This is a genomic window from Prauserella rugosa (assembly GCF_000719975.1).
Lineage (GTDB): Bacteria > Actinomycetota > Actinomycetes > Mycobacteriales > Pseudonocardiaceae > Prauserella > Prauserella rugosa.
On record NZ_JOIJ01000008.1, the window covers coordinates 24,379 to 40,707 of the forward strand.

Here is a 16,329-nt window from a genome sequence, read left to right on the forward strand (position 1 = left end):
GTGACTCGCGAGCGGGTGGCCGGGGGCACGTGTCCGGCGACGGACGGTGACGCTCCGGTCGCCGGCTCGCTGGCACGCCCGTCTGCAGGAATGTGAAGCCTTCACAGAGCGGAGTTCCCGTGGTTGCCACTGAGTCGGCCAGCACGAACGCGGTCATCGGCCGCGATACGGCGGTGCCTCATGGTGGGTTCCGCGGCGCGAGCAGTGCGGGGGACCTGCGGGCCGTCGAGCGCCTGCTCGACCGGGCGGACGCCATGGAACTGCGGGCCCCCGAACTGTCCGTGGTCCTGGCCGAGCGCGCGGCCTCGCTCGCCGAGTCCGCGGGGGCCAACAGCCTGTGGGTGCGGGCCGAGGCCACGGTCGTCCACGCGCGAGTGCGACTGGGTCATCGGGCCTCCACCGTGGGCAGGGCCGTCACGGCGCTGCGTGCTGCCGAGGACGCCGGTCTGCCGGTCGTCGCGGCTCGGGTGCGTACCGACCTCGCGGTCTGCGCACGCAGCGTCGGCGCTCCGCTGACCGGGCTGGCGATCCTGCGGCCCGTGCTCACCGTGGGCGGGTTGTCCACCGCTCAGCGTGCGACGGCGTTGTGTCACCTCGTGGGCTGCCTCGGAACGCTCGGGCGCAAGGCCGAACTCGACCGGGTGCTGCTCGAAGGTGATCGCCTGGTCGCGGCCGACAGTTCCCTCGATGACGACGAGCGGCTGGTGACGCGGGCTCTGATCCGGCTCGCCGTGTCCGGGCATCGGCGCAGGCACGGTGACGTCATGGGCGCGGCCGACGCCGCCCGCACCGGCATCGGGCTTCTCGACAAGATGACCGACCCCGCGACGGACGGCGGGTTGGCCCGCATCCGGTTGGTGCTCGAACTCGTCTGCTCGCTGCTCGACCGGGGCGACGGCGAGCTCGCGCTCGAGGCCGCCCAGCCGTTGCTGGACCAACCCGAGCGCGCCGCCTCGGTCGCACCGGCCGCGTGGTTGCGGACCGCGCTGGCCACCCGGGTGTTGCTGCGCAACGGTTCCGCCGAGTCGGCGGCGACGATGCTGCGCGACGCGCTCTACAGCGTCGGGCGGCACGACCTCGACGCGCTGTCGGCGCGCATGTGGCTGGAACTGGCCAACGTCGAAGAGCACATCGGCAACCCGTCCGAGGCCGTGACCTGCCTGCACAACGCGCGTGCCGCCGAGCAGCGCTACGCACGGGCGCGCAGTCAGGCGCGTGCGGTGCTGCACGGCGAGTTCGGCTCCGGCGAACAGGCGCCCGTGGACCTCGCCGAGATCGTCACGTCGGCACGGCCCGCGTCGACGTCGGCTGCTCGGCAGGACATGCCGGCGCAGTCGACCGCCGCGTCCGATGCCCCCTCCGCGCAGCCCGCCGCCGAGGCGCCGTCGACCGCGACGGCAGCCAACGGCCACGCCGTGTCCGCTGGCCAGCCTGCCGCCGGCGGTCGCTCCGGTGACCAACCGGCGGTCAACGGCCACGGGGAGTCGTCGCGGGGCAGTGCGCCTCCCGAGTCGGCCGCGGAAGCGACCGCCGTCATGCCCGCAATCCCTGCGTTCGACAGCACGGCCTCGAACGCCCACGCGGACACGGAGCGCTCGGCCGACGGCGTCGAGCACACGAACGGCTTCGACGTCACGAAGACCGCCGCTACAAGCACCCCGGCCACGAAAACCCCGGTCAACGGCCACCACGCCGCGCCGGAGCCGGACTCGACGCCGAACACCGAGGTGCCGGAGGCGGCAGCCGCGCCGGAGCCCACCGCGGACCCTGCGGCAGCGAACACGGCGGCGTCGAACACGGGCGCGTCGAACACGGCGGTATCGAACACGGGCGCATCGAACACCGTCGAGGCGAGCACGGCCGGACCGAACACGGCACCGCTGACCCCGGCACCGCAGACCCCGGCACCGCAGGTCCCGGGCATGGAGACGCCGGCAGCCGAGTCCACCCAGGCCGCCGAGTCCACCCATGAGGCGCCGACGTCCGCAGCGGCCGCGAACGGCACGGAACCGGAGCGGGACCGACAGGCCTCGTCGGAGCCGCGCCGTCGTCGCCGGCACGACAGCGAACATGGTTCCGTCACCGCACGATCGGTCCTCGACCGTCTCGGCATCTCGCCGTCGGGCGGGGGCCGCAGGCGTGCCACCGCCGAAACGGAGGGCGCGCACTCGACATCGGACGAGACGCACGGCTCCGGCCGTGACGCGGACTCGAACGAACCGTCATTCACCGACTCGACCAGGGCGGAGGTACTCGACTCCGGCACGGCGGGTGCCAGCGTCGAGCCGATCCTCGCGGCCGCGACGGCGTCGACCCCGGAACCGACTCCAGAGCCCACCCCAGAGTCGACGCCAGAGCCCACCCCAGAGCCCACGCCGGAGTCGACCGCGATCCTTCCCGCGATCACGGACGACGGCCCGACCGCCGGCCGCGACGACCGCGGCACCTCCTCGATCGACAGCGCCCTCGACGGCGGAGCTCCCGGCCACACAGACACCGACGCCCGTACAGACACCGACGCAAGCCAGGAGACTGCGTCCGGCGACGCGAGCGACGGCAACCAGATCGGCGCTCAGGACGGCACCCAGCCCGACACTGAGCCCGACACCCAGGGCGGTTCGCAGAACGACACGTGGTTGCCGCGGTTGAAACTGCCGCCGCCGCTCCTGCCCCTCGCCCCGTTCGCCGACGACACCGCGTTCACCGACGACACCGCACCCTCGGACGGAATCGGCGAGGGAACCCACGCGCGCACCCACGACGGAACCGCCGCGGGAAGCGACACGGCCGCGCAGCCGGAGACGTCCGATGCCGTCACGCCAGGCGGAACCGGGGGAGCGAGCCCCGACGCCCCGGGCGGCACCGACACGTTCGGACAGCCGGCACCCGGCACCGAGCCGGCCCGCTATCAGCCGGGCAGCGACGAACCCGTCACCGTGCACGGCAGGGACCTGCCCTCGCGCGAGCTGCCCACGTACGACTTCGCGTCCGAACCGGCCTACGAGCTCCCCGCCGAGGAACCGCCCGAGGACGCCGGACTCGCCGAACTGCTCGCCCGTGCGCTCGCCGAACACCACGCCGCCTCCGGCGCCTCGGCACTGGCCGGCACCGCATCGGGCGACGAGCGGAGCCCGCACTCGGGCGTCGGCGGGATGAACGGAAGCCGTCGGAACGGCAGCGCCAACGGTCGCGGTTTCGGCGGCTCGCACAACGATCGGTAGCGGCCGGGCCATCCGCACACCACGCCCGCGGCGCACCGATACAGTGGCGACGTCAGAAGGCACGATGCGGTGCCATCGCCAGAGTGGAGAGTTGCGTTGTCCGACATGAGCTCGACCGGTGTTCACGTCCCCGCCAACGGGCGGAACGAGACAGGCCATACGCCGAACCGGCGCAGCCCTGAACAACTCCGCGACGACCTCGTCGACACGGCCGCGGCACAGGCACCCGACATCGCCGACCTCATCGGTGTGTACTACCGGCTGATCCCCGCCGAGGAGATCGTCGGTGAGGACCCCGGCGACCTCGTCGGCGCGGTGCGTTCCCACCTCGAACTCGCGCGCAACCGGGTACCGGGACGCCCCGCCCTGCGCCTGTTCAACCCGACCACCGCCGAGGACGGGTGGTCGAGCGAGTCCACCGTCATCCAGGTCGTCACCGACGACATGCCGTACCTCGTCGACTCCGTGGTCGCCGAGCTGTCCCGCGGCGGCGTGCAGGTGCAGCGCGTTGTCCACCCGATCGTCATGGTCACCCGCGACGTGTCCGGCACGCTGCAGGAGGTGCACCCCGGCGCCGACGTCGCCTTGCCGCCGGCGAGCGCGACGATCGAATCGTGGATGTACTTCGAGATCGACCTGATCACCGACGCCGACCGCGCGCGCGAGTTGCAGCAGCGGCTGCTCGCGGTGCTCGAGGACGTGCGTGAGGTTGTCGAGGACACCGACCGCATGGAGGCCGCGGCCCGTGCGCTCGCCGACGAACTCGAGGCCGACCCGCCCCCGCTGGACCAGCGGGAGGTGCGGGACGGCGCGCAGCTGCTGCGCTGGCTCGCCGACGGTCACCTCACCTTCCTCGGCTACCGCCACTACGAGGTCATCGAGGACGACGGCCGGCCCGCCCTGCGTGCGGTCCTCGCCTCCGGGCTCGGCGTCCTGCGCCAGGACAGCCTCGCCGCCCGCAACCTCACCGCCGGGCCCGACTCGGCGGCGCAGGCGCTGAAACCCGAACTGCTCGTGCTCACCCAGGCGGGCGCACCGTCCACAGTGCACCGTCCGATCTACCCGTACTACGTCGGGGTGAAGACGTTCGACGCCGACGGCAACGTCACCGGCGAACACCGGTTCCTCGGCATGTTCACCACGACCGCCCTGCACGAGGACGTGCTCGACATCCCCGTCGTCGAACGGCGCGTGCGTGAGGTCATCCACCGCGCGGGCTTCCCGATGCAGTCGTACTCGGGCCAGCGCATGCTCGAGGTGCTGCAGAACTGGCCGCGGGCCGACCTCTTCTCCGCCGACCCGGACTCGCTGTACGCCACCGCCACCGGTGCGATCACCCTCGCCGACCGGCGCAGGCTGCGGCTGTTCCTGCGGCGTGACTCGTACGGGCGTTTCTACTCGTGCCTGGTGTTCCTGCCGCGCGACCGGTACACGACGCGCTCCCGCCTCGCGATGCAGCAGGTGCTGCTCGACGAGCTCGACGGCACGCACCTCGAGTACGCCACCAGGCTGGGGGAGACGCAGCTCGCGCAGGTGCACTTCACGGTGCACACCGAGCCGGGCGCCACCGTCGAACCAGACACCCTGCGCATCCAGGAACGTCTCTCCGAGGCGATGCGCAGCTGGGACGACCTGATGGTCGAGGCGATCCTGGCCGAGCGGCGGGAACGCGCCGACGACGGCAAGGCCGTCACGTTCGCGGGCGAGGAGTCGGCCACCGAACAGGCGCAGCGATACGCCACGGTCTTCCCCGAGGCGTACAAGGAGGACTTCGACGCCGTCTCGGCGCTGCGCGACCTGCGCATGCTCGAATCGCTCGACGGCCGCGACGACGTGCGTATGTCGTTCTATCTGCCCGAGGATGCAGCGCCGGGGGAGCGCCGGTTCAAGCTCTACACCCAGGGTGACGGTGTCACGTTGTCGACGATGCTCCCGTTGCTGCAGCGCATGGGCGTCGAGGTGGTCGACGAGCGGCCGTACGAACTGACCGGCGAGGACGGCGCCCGGTTGTGGATCTATGACTTCGGGCTGCGCATCGACCCGGACGTGCTGGCCGCGGTCGATGCCGAGGACGACCTGCAGGTGCGGTTCCAGGACGCGTTCGCGGCGGAGTGGCGCGGTCTCACCGAGGTCGACGGGTTCAACGCGCTGGTCCTGCGGGCCGGTCTCGACTGGCGTCAGGTGTCCATTCTGCGGGCGTACGCGCGCTACCTGCGGCAGGCGGGTTCTCCCTACTCGCAGGAGTACATCGAGACGACCGTGCTCGCGCACACCGACATCGCCACGGCGCTGGTGCGGCTGTTCGAGACGCGGTTCGGTGCCGACGACTCCGACCGGGAGGGACGCTCGGCAGAGTGGATCGCCGAGATCAACACCCTCATCGACGACGTCACGAGCCTGGACCAGGACCGCATCCTGCGCAGGTTGCTGGCCGCCATCGTCGCGACCCTGCGCACCAACTACCGCGTCACCGACGCCGACGGAGCGCCGCGTCCCTACCTGGCGTTCAAGCTCGATCCGCAGCAGATCCCGGACCTGCCCGAACCGCGGCCCGCGTACGAGATCTTCGTCTGCTCGCCGCGGGTCGAAGGTGTGCACCTGCGGTTCGGTGCCGTCGCCCGTGGTGGTCTGCGCTGGTCGGACCGCAGGGAGGACTTCCGCACCGAGGTGCTCGGCCTGGTCAAGGCGCAGGCGGTGAAGAACGCGGTGATCGTGCCGGTGGGCGCGAAGGGCGGGTTCGTCGTCAAGCGTCCGCCCGCACCGACCGGCGACCCCGCGATGGACCGCGAGGCGCACCAGGCCGAGGGCATCGCGTGCTATCGCATGTTCATCTCCGGCCTGCTCGACCTCACCGACAACCTCGTCGACGGCGTGACGGTGCCCGCGCGGGACGTGGTGCGCTACGACGGCGACGACAACTACCTGGTGGTCGCCGCCGACAAGGGCACCGCGACCTTCTCCGACATCGCCAACGACGTGGCGCGCAGCTACGGCTTCTGGCTCGGCGACGCCTTCGCCTCTGGCGGTTCGGTCGGCTACGACCACAAGGCCATGGGCATCACCGCGAAGGGTGCGTGGGAGAGCGTCAAACGCCACTTCCGCGAGCTCGGTGTGGACACGCAGAGCCAGGACTTCACGGTGGTCGGCATCGGGGACATGGCCGGTGACGTGTTCGGCAACGGAATGTTGCTGTCCGAACACATCCGGCTCGTCGCCGCCTTCAACCACCTGCACGTCTTCCTCGACCCGAACCCGGACGCGGCCACGTCGTTCACCGAGCGCAAGCGGCTGTTCGAGCTGCCGCGGTCGTCGTGGGACGACTACGACCGGTCCCTGATCAGCGAGGGCGGCGGGATCTACCCGCGCAGCGCCAAGACGATCCCGATCACCCCGCAGGTGGCGCAGGCACTCGGTCTGCCCGCCGGCGTGGAGAGCATGTCGCCCGCCGAACTCGTCCACGCCATCCTCCAGGCGCCGGTCGACCTGTTGTGGAACGGCGGCATCGGTACGTACGTGAAGGCCTCCGACGAACGGCACGCCGACGCAGGCGACAAGGCCAACGACGCCGTCCGCGTCAACGGCAGCCAACTGCGCGCCAAGGTGGTGGGCGAGGGCGGCAACCTCGGCCTCACCCAGCGCGGGCGGATCGAGTTCGCGCGGCACGGCGGCAAGGTCAACACCGACGCGCTCGACAACTCGGCCGGTGTCGACTGCTCCGACCACGAGGTCAACATCAAGATCGGTCTCGACAAGCTCGTCGAGACGGGACAGCTCGACACGGCCGGGCGCAACGAGCTGCTCGAGCTGATGACCGACGAGGTCGGCGAGCTCGTGTTGCGCGACAACTACACGCAGAACGGCGTGCTCGGTGTGGCGCGTCACCATACCGAGGCGATGGTGTCGGTGCACCGCAGGCTCGTGTCCGCGCTCGAGGCGAAGGGTGCGCTCGACCGCGAGCTCGAGGCGCTGCCGGGCGATGCCGAGTTCGGTGAGATGGAGAAGGCGGGCCTGGGGCTGACCTCGCCCGAACTGGCGACCCTGCTGGCGCACGTCAAGCTCGACCTCAAGGACGAGATCCTGGCCAGCGAGCTGCCGGACGCCGAGGTGTTCAGTCGCAGGGCCGCCGAGTACTTCCCGACGCCGTTGCGGCAGCAGTACGGCTCCGCGATCGACACGCACCCGCTGCTGCGGCAGATCACCACGACGTGGCTGATCAACGAGGTGGTCGACGGTGCGGGGATCACCTACGCGTTCCGTCTCGCCGAGGAACTGAACGCCACGGCCACCGACGCGGTGCGGGCGTTCGCCGTGGTCACCAACGTCTACGGACTGGCCGAGCTGTGGCAGTCCATCGCGGCGCTGGACAACGTCGTGCCGACCGACGTCGCCGACGAGATGATGCTGGAGACACGCCGGGTTCTCGACCGGGCGTCCCGCTGGTTCCTGACCAACCGGCCGCAGCCGTTGGCGGTGGGCGCCGAGATCAGCCGGTTCGGACAGCCGGTGCGGGCGCTGGCCGGCGAGCTCGGCAAGCTCGTGCGCGGTCAGGAGGCCGAGCGCGTGCGGAGCGAGGCGGGCCGTCTCACCGAGGCGGGGGTGCCGCACGATCTCGCCGTGCGGGTGAGTGAACTGCTGCTCAGCTACGCACTGCTGGACATCACCGAGGTCGCCGAACTGGCCGACCGGGACGGAGACGGTTCGCCCGTCGATGTCGCGGACCTGTACTTCGCGCTGTCCGACCATCTCGGCTTCGACCACATGCTCTCGTCGGTCAACGAGCTCGAGCGGGACAACCGGTGGCACGCGCTGGCCCGGTTGGCGTTGCGGGACGACCTCTACGGTTCGCTCCGCGCCATCACGCTGGATGCCCTGCGCCACAGCGATCCCGGCGACGCGGTCGAGGACAAGATCGCCAAGTGGGAGCAGGCCAATGCCTCCCGGCTGGCCAGGGCGCGGGTCACCCTCGACGAGATCTCGCGGTCGGGCCGGATCGACCTGGCCACGTTGTCAGTGGCCGCGCGCCAGATCCGGAGCACCGTCCGATGAGCGGGAACGCCTCGACCGAAGGAGTGGGCAGCATCGGGGAGCGCGGGACCTACGACGCCGAGTACGTGACACGGGTCCGGCCGCGGTGGTCGGACATGGACGCGTTCGGGCACATCAACCACGCGCGCATGGTGACGCTGCTCGAGGAGGCGCGGGTTCCGCTGCTGTTCGACGACGCCACCGCCAAGGGGCTCGGTGAGTTCGCCAAGGGCACGGTGGTGGTGCGCCTCGGCGTGGACTACCGGCGCCCGATCGTCGTGGACGGACGTGAACTGCGCGTGGGGATCACGATGACGCAGTTGAGGTCCGCGTCCTTCACCCTCGCGTACCGAGTCCACGACGGACCGTCCGAAGAGGACTCGGTCGCGGTGACGGCGTGGACGATGCTCGCGCCGTACGACCTCGGCGCGGCCCGCCCGCGCAGGCTCGGTGACGAGGAGCGCGCGTTCCTCCTCGCGCACATCCCGGAGGCGGCCGGTGGCTGAACTGCGCATCCCCGATCCGGCGGATCGGGAATCCCTCGCTGCGTTCATCGCGCGGGCCGTGCGGCTCGACGCACAGGCTTTCGTGCGGTTGCGGATGCGCAGGGCCGGCGTCGTCGAGGCGTGGGCCGGCACTCCGTTCGAGGTGCTGGTCACCAGGGCGGTGGAAGGCGAGGTGGAGCCGGGTGACGTGACGGTCTCCGGTTCCGAACTGCTGGCCGCCCTGACCGTGACCCCCGCCGAACGTATGGACCCCGGCCCGGCCAGGGACCTGATGTGGCGTTCCGAACTGCCGACGGCGGCCGGATGGCGGGCCGTGGACACGCTGCCCGCCGCCGTCGTGGCCGAGCTCGCCGACCGCGGAGTCACCGTCGCGAGGGAGAACGTCGGCCCGCAGGGGACACCGCCGGCGTCGTTGATGGACCAGACGGTGCTGACCGTCTCCGGCAGCGACACCGAGATCGAGGTGCCCATGCGATGCCTGTTCGCGATGTCCGGCATGGGGTTCGTCGACTCGTCGGTGGAGGGTGACGTGGTACGCGTGACGGCCACCGATGCGTGGATGCGCCTGGATGCGCGGTACGGCGCCGTGGTGCGCCGTCGGCACGCCCTGTTGCCCCTGCTGTTCTAGACACGCTGCTGTTGCCGTGTTGCTGTTCCGCCGCGCTGCCGGGAGCTGCGCCGCGGGCGCGGCTGCCCGCACGAAACCGTGCGAATCGGTGGCCGGAGCGGCGGCGGGGTGCGATCGTGAGCTCATGAGTGACGACACGCGCCCCGCGAGGGATTCCGAGCCCGAACCGGCCGATCCCACGGCCGAGTTCCTGGCCGAGGTGCGCGCGGAGGAGACGCCCTGGCGGGTGGACCGCGGGCCGGTCGAACCGCCTGCCGACGCGGAGGTTCAGCAGTACGAACCCGCGTCCCACTTCCAGCGTGCCGCGGGAGCCGTCGGACGCGCCGCACCCTTCGTGGCCATGGGTGGGCTCGCCGGATGGTCGGGCGCCCAGGCCTATCACCAGTCCCGCGCCTCCGGCGACGATCCCGACGGCGGCGACGCCACCGGCGTCGGGGACGAGTTCGATCTCGGCGATGTCGGAGGAGTCTGACAAATCGTCAACCCCAGGTTGACGCCGAAAGGTGGGTCAACCTATGGTTGACGCATGGCTGACATCCGTTCCACCACCTTTCCCGTGAAGCTCGGCGACCTGATCAACGCCATCAAGGCGGCCCACAGCGACGTCCTCGAACAACTCTCCGACGCGGTCCTCGCCGGGCAGCACCTCGGCGAGATCGCCGATCACCTCATCGGCCACTTCGTCGACCAGGCGCGCCGGTCCGGGGCGTCGTGGACCGACATCGGCGCCAGCATGGGGGTCAGTAAGCAGGCCGTGCAGAAGCGCTTCGTCACCAAGGCCGACGAGCCGATGAATCCCGAGGAGGGCTTCTCCCGGTTCACCCCGCGCGCCCGCAACGCCGTCGTCGCGGCCGGAGACCTCGCCCGCGAACACGCCCACGCCACCGTGACGCCGGCCCACCTCGTCCTCGGTCTGCTGAGCGAGCCGGAGGGGCTCGCGGTCAAGGCGCTGGCGGACCAAGGCGTCACCGAGCAGGCCGTGCGGGAGTCGGCGACGGCGGCGCTGCCCGCATCACCCGGCGAAACCGGCGCTGAATCCGGCGGCGCTGAATCCGGTGCCGATGAATCGGAGGCGGCCGGTCTGGCCCCGTTCTCGGTGGAGGCCAAGAAGGCGCTCGAACTGACCTACCGGGAGGCGCTGCGCCTCGGTCACAACTACATCGGTACCGAACACATGCTGTTGGCCCTGCTCGAGAACGAGAACGGGGCCGGCGTGCTCACCGGCGTCGGGGTCGACAAGGGACGTGTCGAGGAGTTCGTCGACGCGACGTTGCGTCAGATCGTCGGCGGGACCGCGACCGACTGAGCACTCTCGCGCGCGTTCCGGGCACGGTCAGAGGTTGTTGCGGATCCGCTTCATGTGGGCGATCTCGTTGGTCTGGCTCGTCATCACGTCCTGGGCCATCGTGATGGCCCGCGCCTCGACCCCGTTCGCGAGTTCCTTCTCGGCCATCGTCAGTGCGCCCTCGTGGTGCGTGATCATGAGGGTCAGGAACATGCGGTCGAACTCGGTGCCCTTCGCGGCGCGGAGTTCGCGGAGTTGCTCGGGCGTGGCCATGCCCGGCATGTCTGCGTGATCGTGCCCGCCGTGTTCACCATGTCCACCGTGGTCACCATGTCCACCGTGATCGCCGTGCGCATCGTGATCACCGTGTTCGTCATGGTCGCCGCGCCCGCCCTCGTCGTCGGCGGGCACCTCCTGGCCGAAGTCCTTCAACCACGTCGTCATCATCGTGATCTCGGCGTCCTGTGCGGCGTCGATACGCCCCGCGATGCGTTTCACGGCGTCGTTCTTCGCGCGCCCCTCGACCAGGTCGGTCATGACGATGGCCTGGCGGTGGTGCGGAATCATCATCTGGACGTACTCGACGTCGGCGTCGTTCGGCTTGTCGGAGCGATCCGGCTCCCCGGCGTTCTTCGCGGCTTCGTCGGCCGGCACCGTCGAGGCCTGCTCACCCGGCGAGCCGGGGACGATCACGTCGGGACCGTTCGACCCGGCCCCGTTGCCACCGCCGTTGTCCCCGTCCTCGCCGGTGCACGCGGCCAGCGAGAGGCAGCACACGGCTGCGAGGACGGCTACTGCGGTGGATGAACGCCTGAGCATGGAGGTAGCGAACCGTGCCGGGCCACGGCCGTCAACCGGACGAACCGGCGACTTGTACCACGTGCCACTGTGCGCAGCATCGATTTTCGCGGAAACCATCCGTTCGTAGCTAGTTTCCCCACTTTCGTGGGAGGAAGAATGGTCGCTTCGCCGGAAAACGGGGAAGGAGCCAGGATGCGAAGGACGCGATGGCGCCGCTGGGGCGCGCTCGCGGCGGGGGCTGCCGTGGTGGTTGCGGGTGTGGTGACCCCCTCCGCAGCCGCGCAGGACGAGATTCCGGGCGTCGACGAGGTCGTCCACAGCGACAACATGCGGCAGCTGGCCAACGTGCCGAAGCAGCCGCCGTTCGACAACGAGGACGCGTACGGCACCGACATCGCGTTCACCGGGGACAACGCCATCGTCGGCAACTACAACGGCTTCACGATCTACGACATCAGCAAGCCGAAGAAGCCGCGCATCGTCAGTCAGGTGTCCTGCCCGGGCGGGCAGAACGACGTGTCGGTGCACGGCGACCTGCTGTTCATGTCGACGGACTACCCGCGGACGAACGACTCGTGCACCAGCGAGCCCGCGGAGGGTTCCGACCCGAACGCGTGGGAGGGCATCCAGGTCTTCGACATCAGCGACGTCACGGCGCCGGAGTACGTGGCGGCCGTGCGCACCGACTGCGGGTCGCACACCCACACGATGCTGCCCGACGGTGACTCGGTGAAGGTGTACGTCTCGTCGTACGGCCCTGCCCCGGACCTGCCGCACTGCCAGCCGCCGCACGACAAGATCTCGATCGTCGACGTGCCGGTCGACTCGCCGGAGGACGCGAAGGTCATCGCCACGCCCGTCGTGTTCCCCGACGGCGGCAACCCCGGTGGGGAGAACCCGGACGGCACCGAGCGTTCCGAGACGACCGGCTGCCACGACCTGACGGCGTTCCCGGAGAAGAACATCATGGCCGGCGCCTGCATGGGTGACGGCGTGCTGTTCGACCTCTCCGACCCCGCCGATCCGAAGGTGACCGAGCGGGTGCAGGACAACGAGAACTTCGCGTTCTGGCACTCGGCCACGTTCAACAACGACGGCACCAAGGTCGTGTTCACCGACGAGCTCGGTGGTGGCGGCCTGGCCACGTGCAACGACAAGTTCGGTCCCGAGCGTGGTGCCAACGGTATCTACGACCTCGGCGAGGACGGCTCGCTCGAGTTCCGCAGCTACTACAAGATCCCGCGCAACCAGGCCGATACCGAGAACTGCGTGGCGCACAACGGATCGCTGATCCCGGTCAAGGGCCGCGACATCATGGTGCAGGCCTGGTACCAGGGCGGAGTGTCGGTGTGGGACTTCACCGACGCCGCCAACCCGGAGGAGATCGGCTTCTTCGAACGCGGTCCGCTGTCGGAGGAGGAGAACATCACGGGAGGTGCGTGGTCCGCGTACTACTACAACGGCCACATCTACTCGTCCGACATCCAGAAGGGCCTCGACGTGCTCGAGGTCAAGGACCCGCGTACGGCACCGGCCAAGTCGGTGAGGTTCGACGAGTTCAACCCGCAGACCCAGCCGACCTACTGATCGGGTCTTCGAGGGGCGCTCGACAGCGCTGAACACGGACAAGGGCGCTGTGGTCACGTGACCACAGCGCCCTTGTCGTACGTCCTTGCCCGTGTTCGAGCAGGCTCAGACCCAGCTGTTCATCATCGACTGGGCCGCCATCTCGAGGTAGTCCCACAGCTGGGTGCGGTACGGCTCGGCGATGCCGCTCTCGTCCACCGCGATCTGCATCGCCCGCAGCCACGCGTCCCGCTCGATCGGGCCGATCTTGTAGGGAGCGTGCCGCATCCGCAGGCGGGGATGGCCGCGTTGATCGGAGTAGGTGTGCGGGCCGCCCCAGTACTGCATGAGGAACAGCCGCAGCCGGTCCTCGGCAGGGCCCAGATCCTCCTCCGGGTACAACGGCCGCAGGACCTCGTCCTCGGCGACCTCCGCGTAGAAGCGGGCGACCAGCTTGCGGAAGGTCTCCTCGCCGCCGACCGCGCTGTAGAACGTGTGCGGGTCGACGGGCTCGCCGCCCGTCTCCGACACCTGAGACATCTCCGGTCACCTTTCCGACTCGGACCATGGCGTGTGCACCGCCGCGGCCCTGGTCCATTGTGCCCGCCCGCGTCGTCCCGCGAGGTCGGCGGGCGCGGTTTCGACTATGCGTTGTTGCCGGGGAACAGACGCTTGAGCGGTGGCTGGAATCCGGCGCGTTCGAACGCGGCCATGGCGTCGGCCCGCAGCGCCCGTTGCACCGCCCACTGCCTGCCCGGGCGGACCTTCACGGTCAGGCGCAGGTGCACCGCTTCCGGGGTCACGCTCTCGACGCCGAGGACCGACGGCGGTTCGAGGATGTCGGCGGCCAGGTCCTCGCGTTCGGCGGAGTCGGCGACCACTTCGCTCAGCAGTGCGGTGGCGCGTGTGAGGTCCGCGTCGTAGGACACCGGGATGTCGACGACACCGACCGCGAAACCCTGACTGAAGTTGCCGACGCGCAGCACCTCGCCGTTGCGGACGTACCAGACGGTGCCGTTGAGGTCGCGCAGCGTGGTGATGCGCAGTCCGACGGCCTCGACCGTGCCGGTCGCCTCGCCGACGTCGACGACGTCGCCCACGCCGTACTGGTCCTCCAACATCATGAAGATGCCGGACAGGAAGTCGCGGACGAGGTTCTGCGCACCGAAACCGACCGCGACACCGACGATGCCGGCCGAGGCGATGATCGGCGCCAGGTTGATGCCGAGCTCGCCGAGGATCAGCACGACCGCGATCGAGTAGACGACCACGGTGGTGATCGACTTCAGCACCGATCCGATCGTCTTGGCCCGCTGCCTGCGGCGTTCGATCACCGCGGGCCCGACGAGCTCGGGTGCCTTCTCCCGCAGCGGTTTGAGCAGTGCCGGGGTCTTCTTCGTGTCCCCGTCCTCGGGGGCGCGGGTCGTCCGGTCGATCAGCTTCCGGATGGCGAGGCGGACGAAGAACGCCACGACGGCGATCAACAGGATGGTGAGTGGCTTGGCGATCAGCCAGTTCGCCGAACCGGCGAGCCATTCGTTCCCCGTGAGCTGCCAGATCTGCTGGCACCAGGTGCCTTCCTCCTGAATACAGGACGGTGGCTCGCTGAGCAGCTGGTTCACTTGGCGAACGACTCCTTTCGTGATCGCGACCCGAGAGTGTGACGCCGCCCACTTAGCCGGCCCGGTCGCGGCGCCGGTAAGGCATGTTGACCACGTCGTGTTCCACAGCCACGGTACTGGCAATCGACACGTGCGCTAACACACGTGCGTTTCCGGGCCGATGTGTGGTCGACTAGGGCAGCACCGGTGGAGGTGGTCGCGTGCCAGACCGACAACCGAGCCCTCACGGCGCTCGTACCCGGCAGCCGGCCGGGTCGGCGTCGGAGGTGATGCTGTGTGCGCCGGGATCCGGCGCGAACCGCGGTGGAACGGCCCTCAACGGGCCGCAGCCGACCGGACCGCCACGCAGCGGTCGGGTCACGCGGTCACACGGCCCGTGGCGTTCCCGCGAGGCCGGCTCCGGTTCGTCGGGCCCTGGATGGGGCAAACGACGCGTGCTGTTGCTCAACGCGACGTTCGAGCCCCTCACCGCGCTGCCCCTGCGCCGCGCGATCGTGCTGCTCGTCTGCGGCAAGGCGGAGGTCGTGCACGAGGACCCGTCCGGGCTCACCCTGCACGCCGCGACCATGACGGTCGACGTGCCGTCGGTGATCAGGCTGAGCACGTACGTCCGCGTACCTTATCGCGCGCAGGTTCCGTTGACGCGAGCCGGGTTGATGCACCGTGACCGGTTCCGGTGCGCCTACTGCGGAGGGCGTGCCGAGACGATCGACCACGTGCTTCCCCGCAGTCGGGGCGGCGAGCATTCCTGGGAGAACTGCGTCGCCTGCTGCGCGAAGTGCAACCACCGCAAGGCCGACAAGCTCCTGTCGGAGATCGGGTGGTCGCTGCGGATCGTTCCGCGTGCCCCGCACGGACCGCACTGGCGGTTGCTGGCGCACGCGAAGGAGACCGACCCACTGTGGAACCGGTACCTGGGAGCGCCCGCCGCCTGACGGCGATCCGCCCACGGGAAGGTCGGCCGAGATCTCACGGGGAACCCGGCCGTTCCACGCACACCGGCCCGCATCCGCGTGGACGCTGTGAGCGTCCACGCGGATGCGGGCCGGTTGTCGCTCGGTGCCGTTGTCGCTCGGTGGCGTCGACCCGGTGGGCGTCAGGCGGTGACGCGGGTACCGCGGGTGACGCGCGTACCCATGGTCACGCGCGTGCCGCGGGTGACCCGGGTGCCGCGCGTGACTCGCGTACCCATGGTCACGCGGGTACCTGCCGTGACCCGGGTGCCACGGGTGACGCGAGTCCCCATGGTGACGCGGGTGCCGGACGTGACTCGCGTTCCGCGGGTGACACGGGTGCCCATCGTGACACGCGTGCCGCGGGTGACCCGTGTACCGCGGGTGACGCGCGTACCCATGGTCACCCGGGTGCCGCAGGTGACGCGAGTACCGCGCGTGACACGTGTTCCGAGCTCGGCGGGGCGGGCGATGTCGAACGTGGTGGCGTTGTTGCTCGTCTCGGCGGGGCTCAGCACGTGAAGCATGTGGTCCTCCTGTAACCGGCGGAAAGTCAGCGGGAATGAAAGCTCGGGGCACAAGAACCCGTACGTGTGAAAAACGTACGAGCCCGGTGGGAGGGTTACAAGGACGACGCGACGGGTGAGTCCGGGTGTACGTCGAGCTGCAACCGTCTGCGAACACGCCTTCGGCCGGGCGTGCCATCCGCGGTCCGTCAAGCG

12 protein-coding genes are annotated in these 16,329 nt (G+C 70.0%); 8 read left to right on the top strand and 4 right to left on the bottom strand.

All coding sequences use genetic code 11. From position 1 onward, the window contains the following. Window positions 1-119 precede the first annotated feature (119 nt). The 6 genes from IF64_RS26075 (at window position 120) to IF64_RS0113270 (ending at window position 10,686) form a co-directional block, all read left to right on the top strand. Window positions 120-3,221, top strand: a complete 3,102-nt coding sequence (locus IF64_RS26075) for a hypothetical protein (protein WP_051757830.1) — start codon at window positions 120-122, stop codon at window positions 3,219-3,221. Window positions 3,222-3,326: 105 nt separating this feature from the next. Then, on the top strand, window positions 3,327-8,267 hold the full coding sequence (locus IF64_RS0113250) for an NAD-glutamate dehydrogenase (RefSeq protein WP_030532396.1): 4,941 nt from the start codon (window positions 3,327-3,329) through the stop codon (window positions 8,265-8,267). Between the two features lie 95 nt (window positions 8,268-8,362). Continuing rightward, complete coding sequence (locus tag IF64_RS0113255) at window positions 8,363-8,752, top strand: acyl-CoA thioesterase (protein ID WP_051757845.1); 390 nt, start codon at window positions 8,363-8,365, stop codon at window positions 8,750-8,752. Continuing rightward, window positions 8,745-9,380, top strand: coding sequence for a DUF8010 domain-containing protein (locus IF64_RS0113260; protein ID WP_030532398.1), 636 nt, complete (start codon window positions 8,745-8,747; stop codon window positions 9,378-9,380). The genes IF64_RS0113255 and IF64_RS0113260 overlap by 8 nt, the downstream gene beginning before the upstream one ends. A 124-nt stretch (window positions 9,381-9,504) precedes the next feature. Further along, window positions 9,505-9,852 carry a hypothetical protein gene (locus IF64_RS26080; RefSeq protein ID WP_048807721.1) on the top strand — a complete coding sequence of 116 codons (348 nt, stop codon included), beginning with the start codon at window positions 9,505-9,507 and terminating at the stop codon, window positions 9,850-9,852. Between the two features lie 54 nt (window positions 9,853-9,906). After that, the gene (locus IF64_RS0113270; protein WP_030532400.1) at window positions 9,907-10,686 is read left to right on the top strand and encodes a Clp protease N-terminal domain-containing protein; all 780 of its coding nucleotides are present in this window, start codon (window positions 9,907-9,909) and stop codon (window positions 10,684-10,686) included. Window positions 10,687-10,713: 27 nt separating this feature from the next. Here the strand turns inward: IF64_RS0113270 and IF64_RS0113275 are convergent, their stop codons facing one another. After that, window positions 10,714-11,484: a DUF305 domain-containing protein gene (locus IF64_RS0113275; protein WP_030532401.1), complete on the bottom strand. Its 771-nt coding sequence runs from the start codon at window positions 11,482-11,484 to the stop codon at window positions 10,714-10,716. Window positions 11,485-11,658: 174 nt separating this feature from the next. Between IF64_RS0113275 and IF64_RS0113280 the strand changes: the two genes are divergently transcribed. Then, window positions 11,659-13,053, top strand: a complete 1,395-nt coding sequence (locus IF64_RS0113280) for an LVIVD repeat-containing protein (protein WP_030532402.1) — start codon at window positions 11,659-11,661, stop codon at window positions 13,051-13,053. 105 nt (window positions 13,054-13,158) lie between these two features. Here the strand turns inward: IF64_RS0113280 and IF64_RS0113285 are convergent, their stop codons facing one another. After that, complete coding sequence (locus IF64_RS0113285; RefSeq protein ID WP_030532403.1) at window positions 13,159-13,572, bottom strand: globin; 414 nt, start codon at window positions 13,570-13,572, stop codon at window positions 13,159-13,161. Window positions 13,573-13,676: 104 nt separating this feature from the next. Further along, a complete protein-coding gene (locus IF64_RS0113290; RefSeq protein ID WP_030532404.1) occupies window positions 13,677-14,654 on the bottom strand; it encodes a mechanosensitive ion channel family protein in 978 nt (325 codons plus the stop codon). Window positions 14,655-15,091: 437 nt separating this feature from the next. On the opposite strand from IF64_RS0113290, the gene IF64_RS0113295 reads away from it, so the two are divergent. Next, window positions 15,092-15,589 (top strand): HNH endonuclease, encoded by a 498-nt coding sequence (locus tag IF64_RS0113295; RefSeq protein WP_342779963.1) that lies wholly within the window; start codon window positions 15,092-15,094, stop codon window positions 15,587-15,589. A 161-nt stretch (window positions 15,590-15,750) separates the two neighbouring features. On the opposite strand, the gene IF64_RS0113300 is transcribed toward IF64_RS0113295, so the two are convergent. Further along, on the bottom strand, window positions 15,751-16,134 hold the full coding sequence (locus IF64_RS0113300; RefSeq protein ID WP_036876563.1) for a hypothetical protein: 384 nt from the start codon (window positions 16,132-16,134) through the stop codon (window positions 15,751-15,753). Window positions 16,135-16,329 lie beyond the last annotated feature (195 nt).